The following is a 15,080-nucleotide window of genomic DNA, read 5'->3' on the forward strand; positions in this document are numbered from 1 at the left end:
AGCCCAGCGCATTATACTGGGACCGCTTACTGTTTGCAATCTCCCCGCCCTCCCTCTCCGGCGCCCGGCGTTGCTCCAAAGGGCTCCACTTCCCCGTCGTCCAGGGCGAGGGCTTTCTTGAGCGCCTGCACGATGCGCTTGGAGGCGCGCCCGTCGCCGTAAGGGTTGGCCACGTGCGCCATGGCCTCGTACGCGGCCCGGTCGGACAGGAGCTCCGACGCTACCCCGACGATCCGGTCAGCCTCGGTGCCCACCAGTCGAGCGCAGCCCGCCTCGACGCCCTCGGGCCGCTCCGTGACCTCCCGCAACACCAGCACCGGCTTGCCGAGAGCCGGCGCCTCCTCCTGGATGCCCCCGGAATCGGTCAGCACCAGGTAGGCCGCTTTCAGGAGCGGCACCCACTGGACGTAGTCGGGCGGATCCAGGAGCACCACCCGTTCTGCGCCGCCGAGCTCCTCCCACGCCACGGACCGGACGGCCGGGTTGGGGTGGACGCTCACCACGGCCGCCACGTCCTCGAACATCCCGACCAGCCGCTTGAGCGCCCGGAACACGGAACGGTGCGGCTCCCCCCAGCTCTCCCGCCGGTGGGCCGTCACCAGGAGCAACCGCCGGCCCGCCTGCAGGTGCTCTATCACCCCGGGCTGAGCGATGGGCAGGTCGCGCCGGGCGATCTCCAGCAGGGCGTCGATGACCGTATTGCCCGTCACCCAGATCCGCCCCGCCTCCACCCCCTCCGCCGCGAGCCGGCGCCCTGCCCGCGGCGTCGGCGCGTAGTGCCAGCTCGCGACGACGCTGGTCAGGCGGCGGTTGATCTCCTCGGGGAACGGATTGTACGGGTCGTCGCTGCGTAACCCCGCCTCCACGTGCCCGACGGGGATGCGGCGATAGAACGCCGCGAGCGAGGCGGCGAACGTGGTCGTGGTGTCGCCCTGCACGAGCACCACCTGGGGACGATGCCGGTCGAAGACCGGGTCGAGGCCGGTCAGCGTGGCGCTGGTGACGTGGCTCAAGCTCTGGCGGGCCACCATGATGTCGAGGTCGGCCACGGGCTCGAGCCCGAAGACCTGCAGGACCTGGTCGAGGATCTCCCGGTGCTGGCCGGTGACGACCGGCCGGACGTCAAACGAGCCGTCCGCCTCAAGAGCCTTGATAACGGGCGCGAGCTTGATGGCCTCGGGCCGGGTGCCGAAGATCGGCATGACCACCACTGCGCCCATCCGCCCATCCTTCCCCTTCTACCCGGTGAGGCCGCGAGCGCTGGTCCCACGCGACCCGCACGATCATCATGGCCGCCACGGCCAGGAGGCCCAGCGGCGGCACCAGCGACATCCGGCTCTGGGGCGTTACCAGCAGGGCCAGCGACCCCAGGGCGGCGCTGACCCCGTACAGCGCGAGCACCACCTGCCGCGGAGCCTGCCAGCGTGCAAGCAACCGGTAGTGCAGGTGTCCGTTGTCGGCCTCGCCCAGGGGCCGGCGCGCCATGCTCCTGCGCACCACCGCCCACGCCGTATCGAACAGCGGCACGCCCAGGCTCAGCACGGGCACCAGCATGGCGAGCACCGCCGGGCCCTTCGCCGAACCCAGGGCGCTGGCAGCGGCGAAGGCGAAGCCCAGGGTAAGTGCCCCGCTGTCTCCCATGAAAATGCGCGCCGGAGAGAAATTGTACCGCAAGAAGGCGACACATCCTGCCGCCAGCACCATCAACAACGCCGCCGGGTCGGCCAGGCCGCGGCTTGCGGCCGCCAAGAGGGTCGGGACCGCAGCGATGGCCACGACACCCGCCGCGAGCCCATCCAGCCCATCCAGCAAGTTGACGGCGTTGGTCACGCCCACCAGCCACAGCAGCGTGATCGGCACCGACCAGGGCCCCAGGTAGACGATCTGCTCCAGACCATGCGGGCCGCCGATGAACGACGGCAGCGAGAGGAACTCGATCCGAAGCCCCAGCGCCACCGACACGCCCGCCGCCAGCAGCTGGCCCGCCAGCTTGGCCCGGGGGGTCAACGTACGGAGATCGTCGATCAACCCCACGGCGAAGATGATGACGACGCCGGCACCCACGCGCAGCAGCATGGAGCTCGGTTCGCCCAGCATCCACAGCACGGCCCCGCCCGCCACCCAGCCGAGGAAGAGAGCGATCCCTCCCAACCGCGGCACCGGCTTGGGGTGCAGGTGCCGCCCCTCCGGCCGGTCCAGCAGCCCCCTGGCCCTGGCCCAGCGCTCCACCGCCGGCGTCAGCACCCACACCAGTAAAAAGGCGGCCGCAGCGGCCGCCGTTGCGCTGAGGTAGTCCATGTCAACCCCCAAGACCCCGCTCCGGGACGCCCCGCCACGCCCTCAGCCGGGCGTCGCCGGGTCACCGCGTGCCATAAAGCCGGTCTCCGGCATCTCCCAGGCCGGGCAGGATGTAGCCGTGGGAATCGAGCCGCTCGTCCACGGCCGCCAGATACACGTCCACGTCCGGGTGATGCTCCTGCAGCGCCCGCAGCCCCTCCGGCGCCGCGATGAGCGCCATCACGCGTATGCTGCGGCCTCCCCGGTTCTTGACGTACCGCACCGCTTCCACCACGGAGCCGCCCGTGGCCAGCATCGGGTCGCAGATCAGCACGTCTCGCTCGGCGATGTCGGTGGGGACCTTGCAGTAATACTCCACCGGCCGCAGCGTCTCGGGGTCCCGGTAGATACCGATGTGCCCCACCTTGGCGGCCGGGATGAGCTGCAGGACGCCGCCCACCATCCCCAGGCCGGCGCGCAATATGGGCACCACCGCCACCTTCTTGCCCACGAGCGCCTTGCCCGTCGTGGTGGTCAGCGGCGTCCGGACCTCCACCGTCTCCACCGGGAAGTCCCGGGTCACCTCGTAGGTGATCAGCATGGATATTTCTTCGAGCAGCTCCCGGAACTCTTTGGGGCCGGTCCTCTCGTCGCGCATCAAGGTCAGCTTGTGCTGTACCAGCGGATGCTCGATGACGTGGATCGCGCTCATGCGACCGCCCCTCTCGTTCCAGCTGCGGGCAGGCGGGCTTTCAACACGAGGGATGCTCGAGGCCCGCAATCTTCTCCACCCGGCGCCCGTGCCGCCCTCCCTCGAACTTTCCCTCGAGGAACGCCCGCACCACCTCGCCCGCCGGCCCCGGCCCGATGACCCTGCCCCCCATGGCCAGCACGTTGGCGTCGTTGTGGGCCCGCGCCATGCGAGCCGAGAACGGGTCGTGGCACAGGGCCGCCCGCACCCCTCGCACCTTGTTGGCGGCAATGCTCATCCCGATGCCCGTACCGCACAGCAACACGCCGAAGGCCGCCTTGCCCGACGCCACCGCCTCGGCCACCTGCCGGGCCACATCGGGGTAATCCGCCGGCTGCCCCTCCTCGGGCCCGGTCTCCTCGACCTGCAGCCCCGCCTGCCGCAACACCTCCACGACCGGCTCGCGCAGCACCCGACCCGCGTGATCCCAGCCCACCATCACCCGGTCCCTGGCATGCCCGTGGCTGCGCTCCCAGCGGTCCGCCGCCCGCTCCGTCAGCGTCTCGATCTGGCGCATCGTGGCCCGGTAGCGATCCAGGTCCTGCCCGAAGGGGTCGTCCACGTCGCCCTGCGTGCCCGCGTACTCCGCCAGGGTGAACACCCGGCCGGCCGCCTCCGGAGCCATCTGCAGGAGTTGCCGCTTGTGGGCCTCCGTCATGGCCAGCACCAGCTCCGCGCTCCTCACCAGGTCGGCCGCCGCACGCCGGGAGCGATGCCGGGAAAGGTCGAAGCCCCACTCCCGGGCCACTTCCTGGGCGGGTCCGGAGGCGGCTTCTCCGTCGCTTGCGCTTACCCCTGCCGACCCCACCTCGGCGGCCAGGTTGCGCCGCACGAGAGCCCTCTGGAAAAGGGCCGCCGCCAGGGGGCTCCGGCAAGTATTGCCGGAGCAGACGAACAGTACCTGCGTCATGGCCGACGCCTCCTACTCGCTCCCCTCGCCGCGCCCGCCGGCGGGACATGCTAGTCCGAGGAGGATGCTGCCGTGGATGCCGCGCCTTACTTGTGCCCGGCCTGCCGGACCAATCGCACCCGCTTCACGTTGATCTATCACTTCGCCCAACAAGTGCACAAGGACCCGCGCACGGGCGCCCTCACGTTCGCCGCAGACGAACTGGCACCTCTCGAGCGGGCGGGCCGGCCGGCCCTGGACGTGCGCTGCGAGATCTGCAACTTCCAGGGGAACGAGGGGGTGTTCGTCAAGGCTGCGCAAAAGGACGGTCCACCCGGCCAGCGGCCGCTCTCCTGAGCCGGTTGTTGATCGCGAGCCCCACGCCCCGGTTGGCCACCGCTTCGGCCAGGATGAGCGCCGGTCGCTGGCAGTCGAGCTCCCGCAAAGCGCCGAAGAGCCGGCGTGCCACCTCTGCCAGGTCGTCGCGGGGGCCTGCGCTGACCACCCATACGCCGGGGCGGGGCAGCACACGAAGCGACCGGAGCAGCTCGAGGGTTTCGTCCGTGAAAAACAGCCCGAGCCGGACCGGCCTCCCGCCCGCCTGCATCTGCTCGATGCGTTCTTGCACCCTCCGCGCCACCCACTCCGAGGGGCCTTCCATCACCACCACGGGCGCGCGCGGCGCGTAGTGGCGGTACTTGAGGCCGGGAGAGCGCACGGGGCCCGGGGGAGGTGCCTCGAGCGAGAGGACGTCGACCCGGGTGAGCGCTTCCCGCAGCGCCTCCACCCCGATCCCGCCCGGCCTGAGCACCACGGGGGGATCTCCCGACAAATCGAGCACCGTCGACTCCACGCCCACCCCCGTCGGGCCTCCGTCCAGCACCCATTCCACTCGCCCGTCGAGGTCGTCCATGACGTGGGAAGCTTCCACGGGACTCGGCCGGCCCGATCGGTTGGCGCTCGGGGCGGCGATGGGGACACCGGCCGCCTTGATGAGGCCCAGCGCCACCGGGTGGCGGGGCATGCGCACCGCCACCGTGTCCAGCCCGGCCGTCACCAGCTTGCTGACGTTGTCGCGCCGGGGCAACACCAGGGTCAGCGGGCCCGGCCAGAACCGGGAGGCCAGCGCGTGCCAGCGGCCTCGCGGATCCGGATGGGCCACGCTCATCGCCCCTTCGACCGACGCGACGTGCACGATGAGGGGATTGTCGGAGGGCCGGCCCTTTGCCTCGAAGATACGGCGCACCGCCCGGTCGGAGAGCGCGTCGGCGCCCAGGCCGTACACGGTCTCCGTGGGGAAGGCGACGAGCCCGCCGCGCCGGATGGTCTCCCCAGCCTCCCTCAACACCGCCGGATCGGGATGCTCCGGGTCCACCCGGACGAGGCGCGTGGCCACCCTCACGGCCAGGTCCTCCCGCCGCCCACCGGCCAGCGGATGCCTGGCGGCGCCTCTCCGGCGCGGCGCGCTACGAGAGCCGGGACGCGACTTACCGGATCCTCGGCGGCCACCGCCTCCCGGTAAGCTCCCCCCGCCCGCAGGCACTCCGCGGCCAGGCGCCGGGCCTGTGCCGGCGTGCCCAGCTCCATGATCAGCACGCCTCCCGGGCGCAGCACCTTCATCGCCTCCCGCGCCAGCTCTCGTGCCGTCCGAAGGCCGTCCTCCCCGCCGTCCAGCGCCTCTCGGGGTTCGTAGTGGCGGATCTCCGGGGCCAGGGCACGCATCTCCCCCGACGGGACGTAGGGCGGGTTGCTCACCACGAGGTCATAGCTCGCCTCCGCCAGCGCCCGCAGCCCATCCGCCCGGATCCATCGTACCCGGCCGCCCGGGACGTGCGCGCGCCCGTTGACGGCGGCGAAAGCGAGCGCCTGCTCGGAGACGTCGGTCCCCACGACGCAGGCCTGAGGCCGGCGCACGGCTATGGCCACGGCCACCGCGCCGCTGCCGGTGCAGGCGTCGGCCACCCGGACGGGAGCGGCCTCCTCCGTGGAGCTCAGCGCGAGCTCGACGAGGTACTCGGTCTCCGGCCTCGGGATCAGCACCCCGGGCCCGACCCGCATCCTCAGACCGTAAAACTCCCGGTAGCCGACGATGTAGGCCACCGGCTCCCGCGCCGCCCGGCGCCGCAGCGCATCCCGGTAAGCGTCGACCTCGTGACGCTCCAGGGGCTCGTCGAGCCGCGCATACAGCTCGAGGCGGGAGATGCCGAGCACGCTCGCCAGGAGCACCTCGGCATCCAGGCGAGGGGTTGCCACCCCGTGCCGGGCCAGGTACCCTTGCGCGAGCCGCAGGAAGTCGGCCGCGACGTGCGGCGCCGCCGAGCTCACCGAGGCCAAGGCCGGCGTCCTTTCACACTTCGAGCGCCTCGAGCTGGCGCGCCTGGTCGGCCAGGATGAGGGCGTCGATGAAGGGATCGAGTTCGCCCTCCTCCAGCACGGCCGGGAGCCGGTAGAGCGTCAGCCCGATGCGGTGGTCGGTCACGCGGTTCTGCGGGAAGTTGTAGGTGCGGATGCGCTCGCTGCGCTCCCCGGTCCCTACCTGGCTGCGCCGTTCCTGGGCGAGCCGGCTCTCTTGCTCCTCGAGCCTCATGCTGTAGAGCCGGGCGCGCAGCACCTTGAGGGCGCGTTCGCGGTTCTTGAGCTGGGAGCGCTCGTCCTGGCAGGTGACCACGATCCCGGTCGGCTTGTGGGTCACCCGGACCGCGGAGTCGGTGGTGTTGACGCTCTGGCCGCCGTGGCCGCTCGACCGGAAGACGTCGATCTCGATCTCCTCGGGCCGGATCTCCACCTCGACTTCCTCGGCCTCGGGAAGCACCGCCACCGTGGCTGTCGACGTATGGATGCGGCCGGACGCCTCGGTGACGGGCACCCGCTGCACCCGGTGCACGCCCCGCTCGTACTTGAGGCGACTGAACGCCCCGTCCCCGCTCACGGAGAAGATGATCTCCTTGAAGCCCCCGAGCTCCGTGGCGTTGGCTGCGATCAGCTCGACCTTCCAGCCGCGGCGCTCGGCGTACCGGGAGTACATCCGGAACAGGTCGGCCGCGAACAGGGCCGCCTCTTCCCCGCCGGTCCCGGCCCGGATTTCCACGATCACGTCCCGCTCGTCGTTGGGGTCTTTCGGCAAGAGCCTCCGCCGCAGCTCCTGCTCGAGCGCCTGGCGCCGGGCCGTGAGAGGCTCGATCTCGGCGGAGGCGAGCTCGCGCAGCTCCGCGTCGGACGAAGGGTCGGAGAGGATCCGGCGGGCCTCCTCCAGTTCAGCGCCGGCCTTGCGATACTCGTGCAGGGCCTGCACGAGTTCGCCCAGCTGTGCGTGCGCCTTGGCCAGCTTGCGAAGCCGCGCCGGATCCGCGATGACCTGGGGATCGCTCAGCTCCCTGGAGAGCTCCTCGTAGCGCTGCTCGACGCCGGCAAGCTGCGCCTCCAGCTGTTCCTCGCGCGACATGGGGCCTCAGGCCACCACCATCTCCGGCCGGCGCTCCAGCGTGCCGTCCTGCTCGAGCACCGCCTCCAAGGCCGCGATGGCCACCTCGAGCTGGGAGTCATCGGGCTCGCGAGTGGTGAGGGTTTGAAGCCACATCCCCGGCCGGGCCACGAGCCGGACCCACGCAGACGCCGACGGGCTGCCGGCCGCCCGGATGATTTCGTACGAGACTCCCGCTACCACGGGCAGGATGGCCAGGTGCCAGAGCACCCGTTCGACGAGGGGCGGGCGGCCGACGAATGCGGTGACTACCGAGAAGGCGAAGACGCTGACGAGGACCACCAGAAAAAGGAAGTTGGTGCCGCAGCGGGGGTGGAAGCGGCTCGCGCGCCGGGCGCACGCCACGTCCAGACGGCCGCCAGACTCGAAGCAGTTGATCGCCTTGTGCTCTGCCCCGTGGTACTGGAAGACCCTGGTCATGTCGGGCATCCACCCGATGGCCCAAACGTAGCCCACGAACAACAGCGCCTTGAAGGCGCCCTCGATCACGTTGAGCGCGACGGTGCTGCCCACCCACGCCTGCACGAGGCGGACGAACGCCGCCGGCAGCAGCACGAAGAGGCCCACGGCCAGCGCGGCCGCCATCGCCAGCGTCGCCGCTTCCATCAAGCGCATGCCGCCCTGGCGAGACGCGCCGCCCGGCGCCCCGGCGGCGTGGTCCGCTTCGGCCAGCAAACGCTGCGCCGAGTCGTTGAGGGCCCGGTACCCGATCACGAGCGCCTCCAGCATCGCCACGACGCCCCGCACCAGGGGCCACCCCAGCACCCGGGCGCGCCGCACCCAGGGTGTCCCCGGATGCCGCGTCACCTGGATGTCCTGGCGGGACGACCGGGTCGCCACCGCATACACCGTGCGGCCCCGCATCATGACCCCTTCGAGCACCGCCTGGCCACCGTAATAGAAGCTCGGTCCCGGCGTGGCACTCATGCTTCGTGCGCTCCGTTCCTTTCGAGCCGTGACGTGTCGTCCGGCGGACCGGCATGCTCTTCAGCCGCGTCGCGCTCGCCGAAGTAAGCCCGAGCCCAGCCTGCTCGGCGCACCGGCACCCGGCCGGCCCGCTTCGGGCCACCGCGGCCCGGCAGGGCCAGCCCCAGTGCGCGCAGGCGCCCGAGGGCCGCCGGCCCGAGCGCCGCCTTCACCCGGATGACGTCCGCCCCGTACTCCTGCTCGATGACACGGCCCCACCGGTAGAGTTCGGAGAGCGCCGAGGCCCGCGCATAGGGGATGGCGAGCTCCACCACCCGCTCCCGCTCGGGAAGCGCCTCCACCAGCACCTGGCGGAGGCGGTCCAGGTTGGTGCGGTACAGGGCCGAGATGGGCACGGCGTCGGGGTGGAGCGCCAGGAGCCGCCGAAGCTCCGGCGGGTTGGCCTGATCGATCTTGTTGAAAGCAAGCACCAGGGGGCGCCCGGCCGCCCCGATGTCCTCCAGCGTCTCGAACACCGCTTCCATCTGGCGCTCGACGTCCGGGGCAGAGGCGTCGACCAGGTGCAGGAGCAGGTCGGCGTCCACCACTTCCTCCAGGGTCGCCCGGAAGGCCGCGACCAGGTGCGCGGGGAGCTTCTTGATGAACCCCACGGTGTCGGTCATGAGGCACTGCGCCCCATCGGCCAGCAGGACCCGGCGGACGGTGGGATCGAGCGTCTCGAACGGCCGGTTGCGCGCGCTCACCTGAGAGCCGGAGAGCGCGTTGAGCAGCGTGGACTTGCCGGAGTTGGTGTACCCGACCAGCGCGATGACCGGCAGGTGAAGATCCTCCCGCCGCCGGCGCTGCAGAGCACGGTGGCGCCCGAGCGCCGCGATCTGGCGCCGCAGCATCGCGATGCGGTGCTTGAGCCGGCGCCGATCGACCTCGAGCTTGGTCTCGCCGGGGCCTCTCGTGCCGATGCCGCCGCCCAGCCGGGAGAGGGTCTGGCCCCACCCCGTCAGCCTCGGCAGCAGGTACGTGAGCTGCGCCAGCTCCACCTGGAGCTTGCCCTCGCTCGAACGGGCCCGCTGGGCGAAGATGTCGAGGATGACCTGCGTGCGGTCGAGGACCGGGATGTCCAGCGCCCGCTCCAGGTTGCGCCGCTGCAAGGGGGTGAGTTCGTCGTCGGCCACGATGAGCTGGGCGCGGGTGAAAAGCGCCGCGGCGCGCAGTTCCTCGACCTTGCCCCGGCCCAGGTAAAGGGTGTTGTCGGGGGACCGCTCCTTTTGCACGAGCCGGCCCACGACTTCGGCGCCGGCCGCGCGGACCAGTTCGCTCAACTCCTCGAGGGAGCGCTCGAGGTCGGCCTCCTCCGAGCAGGCGATGAGAAAGGCCCTGGGGGCCCCGGACTGGACCGTCGCCTTCGCCTCGATACGCACCATCCCCTGTTGGGCTTGCCTTCGCGGCCCATTATAACACCGGGCCCCGGCAGGGCGAGGAACCGTCTTTCGGCCCTCGGGCATCTCGTGATAGGATGGGGGTGAGGCGGTGGCGAACGCGTGATCGCATCCTCGGGCGCGGGGCATCCCGCGGCGGGCCGGGTCATCGCGCACGTGGACATGGACGCCTTCTTTGCCGCCGTCGAGGTGCGGGAGCGACCGGAGCTGGCAGGCAAGCCGGTCATCGTCGGCGGGCGAAGGGACAGCCGCAGGGGGGTCGTCGCGACCTGCTCGTACGAGGCGCGCCGCTATGGGGTGCGCTCGGCCATGCCCATTCGCCGGGCGGTGGAGCTCTGCCCGCAGGGGATCTTCCTCGAGCCCCGCCACCATCTCTACCGGCAGGTCAGCGACCGGATCTTGGAGGTCCTCCACACATTCAGCCCGCTGGTGGAGCCGGTCTCCATCGACGAGGCGTACCTCGACGTGACCGCCGACCGGGCGCGCTTCGAAAGCCTGGAGGCGCTGGGCCGGGCCATCAAGACGGCCATCCACGCGGCCGAGCGGTTGACCGCTTCGGTGGGGATCGCCCCCAACAAGTTTCTGGCCAAGCTCGCCACGACCCTGTCCAAGCCCAACGGGTTGATGGTGGTGGAGCCGTCCGGGGTGGATCGGCTCCTGCTGCCCCTGGCGGTCGACCACCTGCCGGGGGTCGGCCCCAGGACGGCGGCGCGGCTGCGGGAGATGGGCATCCACCGGGTCGCCGACGTGCGCGCCCGGCCCCGGTCGTACCTGGCCGAGCGGCTGGGGCGGTTCGGGGAGACGCTCTACGAGCTCGCCATGGGGATCGACCCGCGCCCCGTGCAGCCGCCGCAGCCGGCTCGTTCGCTGAGCGCGGAACAGACCTACGAGGAGGACATCACGGCTCCCGAGCAAGTGCGCGCCCGGCTCGCCGAGCTCGCCGCAGAGGTCGGGCGAAGGCTCCGGGCCGAAGGTTTTTGGGCCCGCACCGTGGTGCTCAAGGCCCGCTACCCTGACTTCGTGACCCTCACGCGGCGGGTCACGTTGCGGGAGCCCACGGCGGACGACGCCCTGCTGTTCGAGACGGCGTACGCCCTGTGGCGCCAACTGCCACCTCGTCCCGGCGGCTTTCGGCTGCTCGGGGTGGGAGCCGAGTCGCTCACGCGCTTTTCCCAGCCCCTGCTGTGGGAAGCGCCCGAGCGATCGGCCCGGCAGGCCCAGGTCGACCGGCTGGTGGATGCCATCAACACGCGCTACGACCGGGTCGTGGTCGGGAGGGGGCGAATCTTCAAGGCGGTGGCCCGGCGCTCTCCGGGGAAAACGCGGGATGACGCTGGCGGCTGAGCTCGGCCCGCAGCTGAGGGTTGAGGATGCGCAGGTAGGTCCCCTTCATCCCCAGGGAGCGGGCTTCGATGACGTTGGCGGACGCCAGCTTGCGCAGTGCGTTGACCGCCACCGATCGGGTGATCCCGGCCTGGTCGGCGATGCGGCTCGCCACCACCATGCCTTCGTCGCCCGGGAGCTCGGCCAGGAGGCGGCGCACTGCCTCGAGCTCCGAGTAGGAGAGGCTTCGGACCGCGGTCCGGGCGACCTGCCGTTCCTTGAGCTGGACCTCTTCCTCGCCCGCCAGGACGGCCGCGATGGCGAGCCCGCACGCGAGGGCAGCCGCCTCGATCACGGCCAGATCTTCGTCGGTGAGAGGCGAGTCGAGGCGGGCCACGACCAGCGTACCGACACGCCGTCCCGCTCCCACGACGGGAGCGACGGCGCAGTGGTCGAGCCCCGTGAGGCGGCGGGCCTCGGTCTCCCACGACAGGGTGCCCACCTTGAGGATGCCGGCCGCCAGGTGATCCGGGAGCTGGCCGTCCTCGACCCACTGAAACTCGGAGGCGATGGGCCCGAAGCCCAGCGGAGGGGCCGGCGCCACGCCCAGGATGCGACCCCGGCGGTTGGCGATGACGACGGAGGCTCCTCCGAGGGCCTCCGAGAGGGCGAGGGCCACGGAGGGCATCGGGGTGCCCACCCCATCAGGAGCGAAGACGGCGGCAACTTTTTGGATGCGCGCGAGGAGCACGGGGATTCGCCCCGCCTGGAGCGACCGCGGCGAACGGCGCTCCGAAAGTTTCGGTGTTTACGCGTAAATTGTAGAACTTTCCGACTATGCCGGGCAAGCTGGTAGGCACTGCCAGATACCCGGGCAACGACCTCCGAAGAACGCGCGGATGGGCGGGACGATGCCCGCCTCCGCACGCTCCCATGCGTTGACACTGCGCGGCGGACTGTGCTACGATACGCTTTGCCGCAAGGCTTTTCCGGTGCCGAAGTGGTGGAATTGGCAGACGCGCTGCGTTCAGGGCGCAGTGGGCGTAAGCCCGTGGGGGTTCGAGTCCCCCCTTCGGCACCATTTTTCGCGCCTTCAGTCAGCACAGGGGTTTCCGGCAACGGGGCGGGCGGGCCACCAACCGGACACCAACCCTTCGCGTCGGGTCCACGGGTAATGTGTCGAGCAGGGGGACGAAGCCGGCAGATTGGCTCGTCCTCGACGCGTCGCTTCGCATATCTGCCTGCGCCTTGTACCGCGCGTTTGCCCTCCCTGCCGGGATCACGGACCAGCAACTGGTGGACGTGGTAACGCGCTACACCCAGTAGAGGAGCGGCCCCTGGGCAGGTTGATCTCCATTACCCCCGGGCCAACGTTCACTGAGGCTTCGCGCAAGGTCTACCAGGGTGCCCTCCGGGAGTGGGAGCCGGTCATCGAACGGCTCGTGGATCTCTTCATGCGGATGGACACGCGGGCTGCCGAGGTTGCCGCCACTGTGCACTACGCCGCATCGGAACTCAAAGCCAAGCTGGATCGCCCGCCCACCGAAGTAGAGGTCCTGAAGGAAGTGATGGCATGGAAGGCGCGGCGTAAACCGCCCTTCCGAGAGTCGGAGGTCGCAAGCGCGATCCGCAATCTGGCAGCTCTCCGACTTATCGACGTGCGGCCATCGCCTGCCCTTCCCCTGGACCCGCTCGAGGCGTTGGAGGTCGGAGACGGTCCCGAAGTTTGCGGAAATTGATGGCCCGCCCGGGCCGTCGCCGCTTTCCAGGAACCGTCCGCCCAAGTGCGAACTCTTTCCGCAGCCCGGCAACTACCCACCACAGGGGAGGCATGGATGCGATGCAACGCGTGGCGTGGCGGTTCGGCGCACTGCTCGCCGGCGGCCTGGTTGCCGTCGTGCTCCTGTTCTCGCCGGCTGCGGCCCTGGCCCAGGAGTCCCGCTGGGACTGGCACCTGAGCGCCGGCTTGGGCCCTGGCGACCCCGGGGTTGCGGTCGCGGGGGAGGTGTGGGCAGGGGTGCCGTCCGTCGACGAGCTCTTCCTGCGGGCCGGCCTGACCGCCCCCGGAGGCGGGGCGATGGTGGTCGACGTGGGGGCCGCCTATTTGTTGAGCCCGTTGCTTCCCGGTCTCGCCTCGCGTTATCCCGAGCTCGACCCCTATCTCCACGCGGCCGTCACCCTGCGCTCGGGGAGCGGGGCGGCCGGCAGCCAGGTCAACTTCATGGGCGGCGGAGGCGTCACCTACCGCTTCTCGGAGCGGGCGTGGGCGTGGGGGGAGCTCCGGGTGGGCACCCCGGTCATCCTGCTCGGCGCCGGGATCACTCTGTAGGCGGGTAGGAGGGGCGCCCCCGCCCCACTCCCTCCCCCCCTCGTCGTGCACCGGGGGGCGGGGGTCTCGCACTCCAGCGCGGGCAGACCCGGACGGCCAAAGCTGCCCGCGCCTTCGTTCACTTGCCTCCGGAGCTTTCGACCACCCGCTGCGCGGGCCCCGGCGTCGCCGCGGCCTCTTGTTGTCCGGTCGCCGTCGCCGGCGAGTGCTTGCCTCGCATCAGCGACAGCACCGCGGCCAGCACGCTGATGGCCACGGAAACCCAGAACGTGAAGTGCAGCGCCTCGATGAACTGCCCGATGGCGATCCCCTGCGAGCCCACCTGCGTGCCGGCGAACAGCCCGGCGAGCGCTTCCGGGGTCATGGTGCTGATGATGGCGGAAAGCCCCAGCGCCATGCTGATGACCGAGCCGGCGTTCATCATCATGGTGCGGGTGGCGCCCGCGATCCCCCTGCGCCCCGGAGCGACGGCGGACATGATGGCGTTGGTGTTGGGGGAGTTGAAGAAGCCGGAGCCTGCCCCGACCACGGCCATCCACAGTCCCAGCGTCCACAGGCCCGTTCCCGGCTGGATACGGGTGAGCCCCCACAGGCCGACGGCCGAAGCCAGCAATCCGATGGAGCTCAGTTCCCTGGAGCCGTACCGGTCGGAAAGCGCCCCGCTCACGGGCGCCACCGCCATCATGGCTGCGGCCATGGGCGAGAGCATGACGCCCGCCTTCACCGGGTCGTAGCCGCGTATGCCCTGGAAGTAGAAAACCAGCAGCAGCGTCACGGCGCCCCGGGCCACGCCATTGAGCAGGTTGCTCACGTACGCCGCCGCCAGCAGCCGGTTGCGAAAGAGGCTCAAATCGAGCATGGGCTGGTCGAAGCGCCGCTCCCACCAGACGAAGGCCGCGAGCGCCGCGATCGAAACTGCGTCGAGCCCCAGCATGGCCGGCTGCAGCCACCCTACGAGCGGCCCGAAGCTGAGCACCACCAGGATGCCCAGGAGTCCCAGGACGAACGTCATGGCTCCCGGCCAGTCGAAGCGCTGGCCGCCCGGCAGGCGCACGACCTCCCGCAACTGCGCCGCCGCCCACCAGGTGCCCACCACCCCGAGCGGCACGTTGAACCAGAACACCCAGCGCCAGCCGAGCTCAGTCAGGTAGCCGCCCAGGATGGGGCCGAGCAGCGAGGCCACGGAGATGACCATCGCGTTGACCCCGAGCGCTTTGCCAAGCTCCCCCCGGGGAAAGGCGTCCGTCACGATGGCCGTGCTGTTGGCCAGCATCAGCGATCCCCCGACCGCCTGCACCAGCCGGAAGACGATGAGCTGCGCCCCGCTTTGCGCCAGGCCGGAGACGAGCGACCCTGCGGTAAACACCGCGAACCCTGCCACGTACAGCTTCTTGCGCCCGGCCATGTCGGCGACCCGGCCGATGGAGGGCACCAGCACGGTGATCGCCAGCATGTAGCCCATGAGCACCCAGACGACCTCTTCGAAGCTCGCCTGCAGCCCCTTCATCACCTCGGGGAGCGCGATGATGAGGGTGGTGCTGTTGAGCACCGACAACAGCGCTCCGAGGCTGGTGCACGACAGGGCGACCCACTTGTAAGAGCCGGAGCCCGCTGCGGCGGGCCGGCTCGCGGCTTCGCTTCGACCCATGGATACGGACCATCGCTTC

General features: G+C 70.8%; 15 protein-coding genes and 1 tRNA gene. 5 read left to right on the plus strand and 11 right to left on the minus strand.

Features of this window, described 5'->3' with window-relative positions; genetic code table 11:
- Positions 1 to 26: 26 nt before the first annotated feature.
- From wecB to rpiB, 4 genes are read right to left on the minus strand one after another with little or no spacing between them, the layout of a single operon-like run.
- The gene (wecB, locus tag U7230_RS12710) at positions 27 to 1,220 is read right to left on the minus strand and encodes a non-hydrolyzing UDP-N-acetylglucosamine 2-epimerase (RefSeq protein WP_324716208.1); all 1,194 of its coding nucleotides are present in this window, start codon (positions 1,218 to 1,220) and stop codon (positions 27 to 29) included.
- On the minus strand, positions 1,141 to 2,310 hold the full coding sequence (locus tag U7230_RS12715) for an MraY family glycosyltransferase (protein WP_324716209.1): 1,170 nt from the start codon (positions 2,308 to 2,310) through the stop codon (positions 1,141 to 1,143). The genes wecB and U7230_RS12715 overlap by 80 nt, the downstream gene beginning before the upstream one ends.
- Positions 2,311 to 2,359: 49 nt before the next feature.
- Positions 2,360 to 2,989 (minus strand): uracil phosphoribosyltransferase, encoded by a 630-nt coding sequence (gene upp, locus U7230_RS12720; protein WP_324716210.1) that lies wholly within the window; start codon positions 2,987 to 2,989, stop codon positions 2,360 to 2,362.
- Positions 2,990 to 3,029: 40 nt separating this feature from the next.
- A complete protein-coding gene (rpiB, locus tag U7230_RS12725) occupies positions 3,030 to 3,938 on the minus strand; it encodes a ribose 5-phosphate isomerase B (RefSeq protein WP_324716211.1) in 909 nt (302 codons plus the stop codon).
- A 72-nt stretch (positions 3,939 to 4,010) separates the two neighbouring features.
- On the opposite strand from rpiB, the gene U7230_RS12730 reads away from it, so the two are divergent.
- A complete protein-coding gene (locus tag U7230_RS12730) occupies positions 4,011 to 4,274 on the plus strand; it encodes a hypothetical protein (RefSeq protein WP_324716212.1) in 264 nt (87 codons plus the stop codon).
- Here the strand turns inward: U7230_RS12730 and U7230_RS12735 are convergent.
- From U7230_RS12735 to hflX, 5 genes are read right to left on the minus strand one after another with little or no spacing between them, the layout of a single operon-like run.
- On the minus strand, positions 4,225 to 5,319 hold the full coding sequence (locus U7230_RS12735) for an L-threonylcarbamoyladenylate synthase (RefSeq protein WP_324716213.1): 1,095 nt from the start codon (positions 5,317 to 5,319) through the stop codon (positions 4,225 to 4,227). The genes U7230_RS12730 and U7230_RS12735 overlap by 50 nt on opposite strands.
- Entirely contained in the window at positions 5,316 to 6,242 is a 927-nt protein-coding gene (gene prmC, locus U7230_RS12740; protein ID WP_324718246.1) for a peptide chain release factor N(5)-glutamine methyltransferase, read from the minus strand. Before prmC ends, U7230_RS12735 begins: the two co-directional genes overlap by 4 nt.
- A gap of 22 nt (positions 6,243 to 6,264) precedes the next feature.
- Complete coding sequence (gene prfA, locus U7230_RS12745; RefSeq protein ID WP_324716214.1) at positions 6,265 to 7,359, minus strand: peptide chain release factor 1; 1,095 nt, start codon at positions 7,357 to 7,359, stop codon at positions 6,265 to 6,267.
- 6 nt (positions 7,360 to 7,365) lie between these two features.
- The gene (locus U7230_RS12750; protein ID WP_324716215.1) at positions 7,366 to 8,325 is read right to left on the minus strand and encodes a DUF1385 domain-containing protein; all 960 of its coding nucleotides are present in this window, start codon (positions 8,323 to 8,325) and stop codon (positions 7,366 to 7,368) included.
- The gene (gene hflX / locus U7230_RS12755; protein ID WP_324716216.1) at positions 8,322 to 9,746 is read right to left on the minus strand and encodes a GTPase HflX; all 1,425 of its coding nucleotides are present in this window, start codon (positions 9,744 to 9,746) and stop codon (positions 8,322 to 8,324) included. Before hflX ends, U7230_RS12750 begins: the two co-directional genes overlap by 4 nt.
- Positions 9,747 to 9,863: 117 nt before the next feature.
- Between hflX and dinB the strand changes: the two genes are divergently transcribed.
- Positions 9,864 to 11,105 (plus strand): DNA polymerase IV, encoded by a 1,242-nt coding sequence (gene dinB / locus U7230_RS12760; RefSeq protein ID WP_324716217.1) that lies wholly within the window; start codon positions 9,864 to 9,866, stop codon positions 11,103 to 11,105.
- Here dinB and U7230_RS12765 read toward each other — a convergent pair.
- Positions 11,050 to 11,772 carry a GAF domain-containing protein gene (locus U7230_RS12765; protein WP_324716218.1) on the minus strand — a complete coding sequence of 241 codons (723 nt, stop codon included), beginning with the start codon at positions 11,770 to 11,772 and terminating at the stop codon, positions 11,050 to 11,052. The two genes, dinB and U7230_RS12765, sit on opposite strands and share 56 nt — an antisense overlap.
- Positions 11,773 to 12,078: 306 nt before the next feature.
- Between U7230_RS12765 and U7230_RS12770 the strand changes: the two genes are divergently transcribed.
- From U7230_RS12770 to U7230_RS12780, 3 genes are all read left to right on the plus strand, one after another.
- Positions 12,079 to 12,165 (plus strand) — tRNA-Leu (locus U7230_RS12770).
- A 265-nt stretch (positions 12,166 to 12,430) separates the two neighbouring features.
- A complete protein-coding gene (locus U7230_RS12775) occupies positions 12,431 to 12,823 on the plus strand; it encodes a hypothetical protein (protein ID WP_324716219.1) in 393 nt (130 codons plus the stop codon).
- Positions 12,824 to 12,924: 101 nt separating this feature from the next.
- On the plus strand, positions 12,925 to 13,413 hold the full coding sequence (locus tag U7230_RS12780; RefSeq protein WP_324716220.1) for a hypothetical protein: 489 nt from the start codon (positions 12,925 to 12,927) through the stop codon (positions 13,411 to 13,413).
- Positions 13,414 to 13,531: 118 nt separating this feature from the next.
- Here the strand turns inward: U7230_RS12780 and U7230_RS12785 are convergent, their stop codons facing one another.
- Positions 13,532 to 15,061 carry an MFS transporter gene (locus U7230_RS12785; protein ID WP_324716221.1) on the minus strand — a complete coding sequence of 510 codons (1,530 nt, stop codon included), beginning with the start codon at positions 15,059 to 15,061 and terminating at the stop codon, positions 13,532 to 13,534.
- Between the last annotated feature and the right edge of the window lie 19 nt (positions 15,062 to 15,080).

Origin of the sequence: Limnochorda sp. L945t (assembly GCF_035593305.1) — a bacterium.
GTDB lineage: Bacteria > Bacillota > Limnochordia > Limnochordales > Geochordaceae > Carboxydichorda > Carboxydichorda subterranea.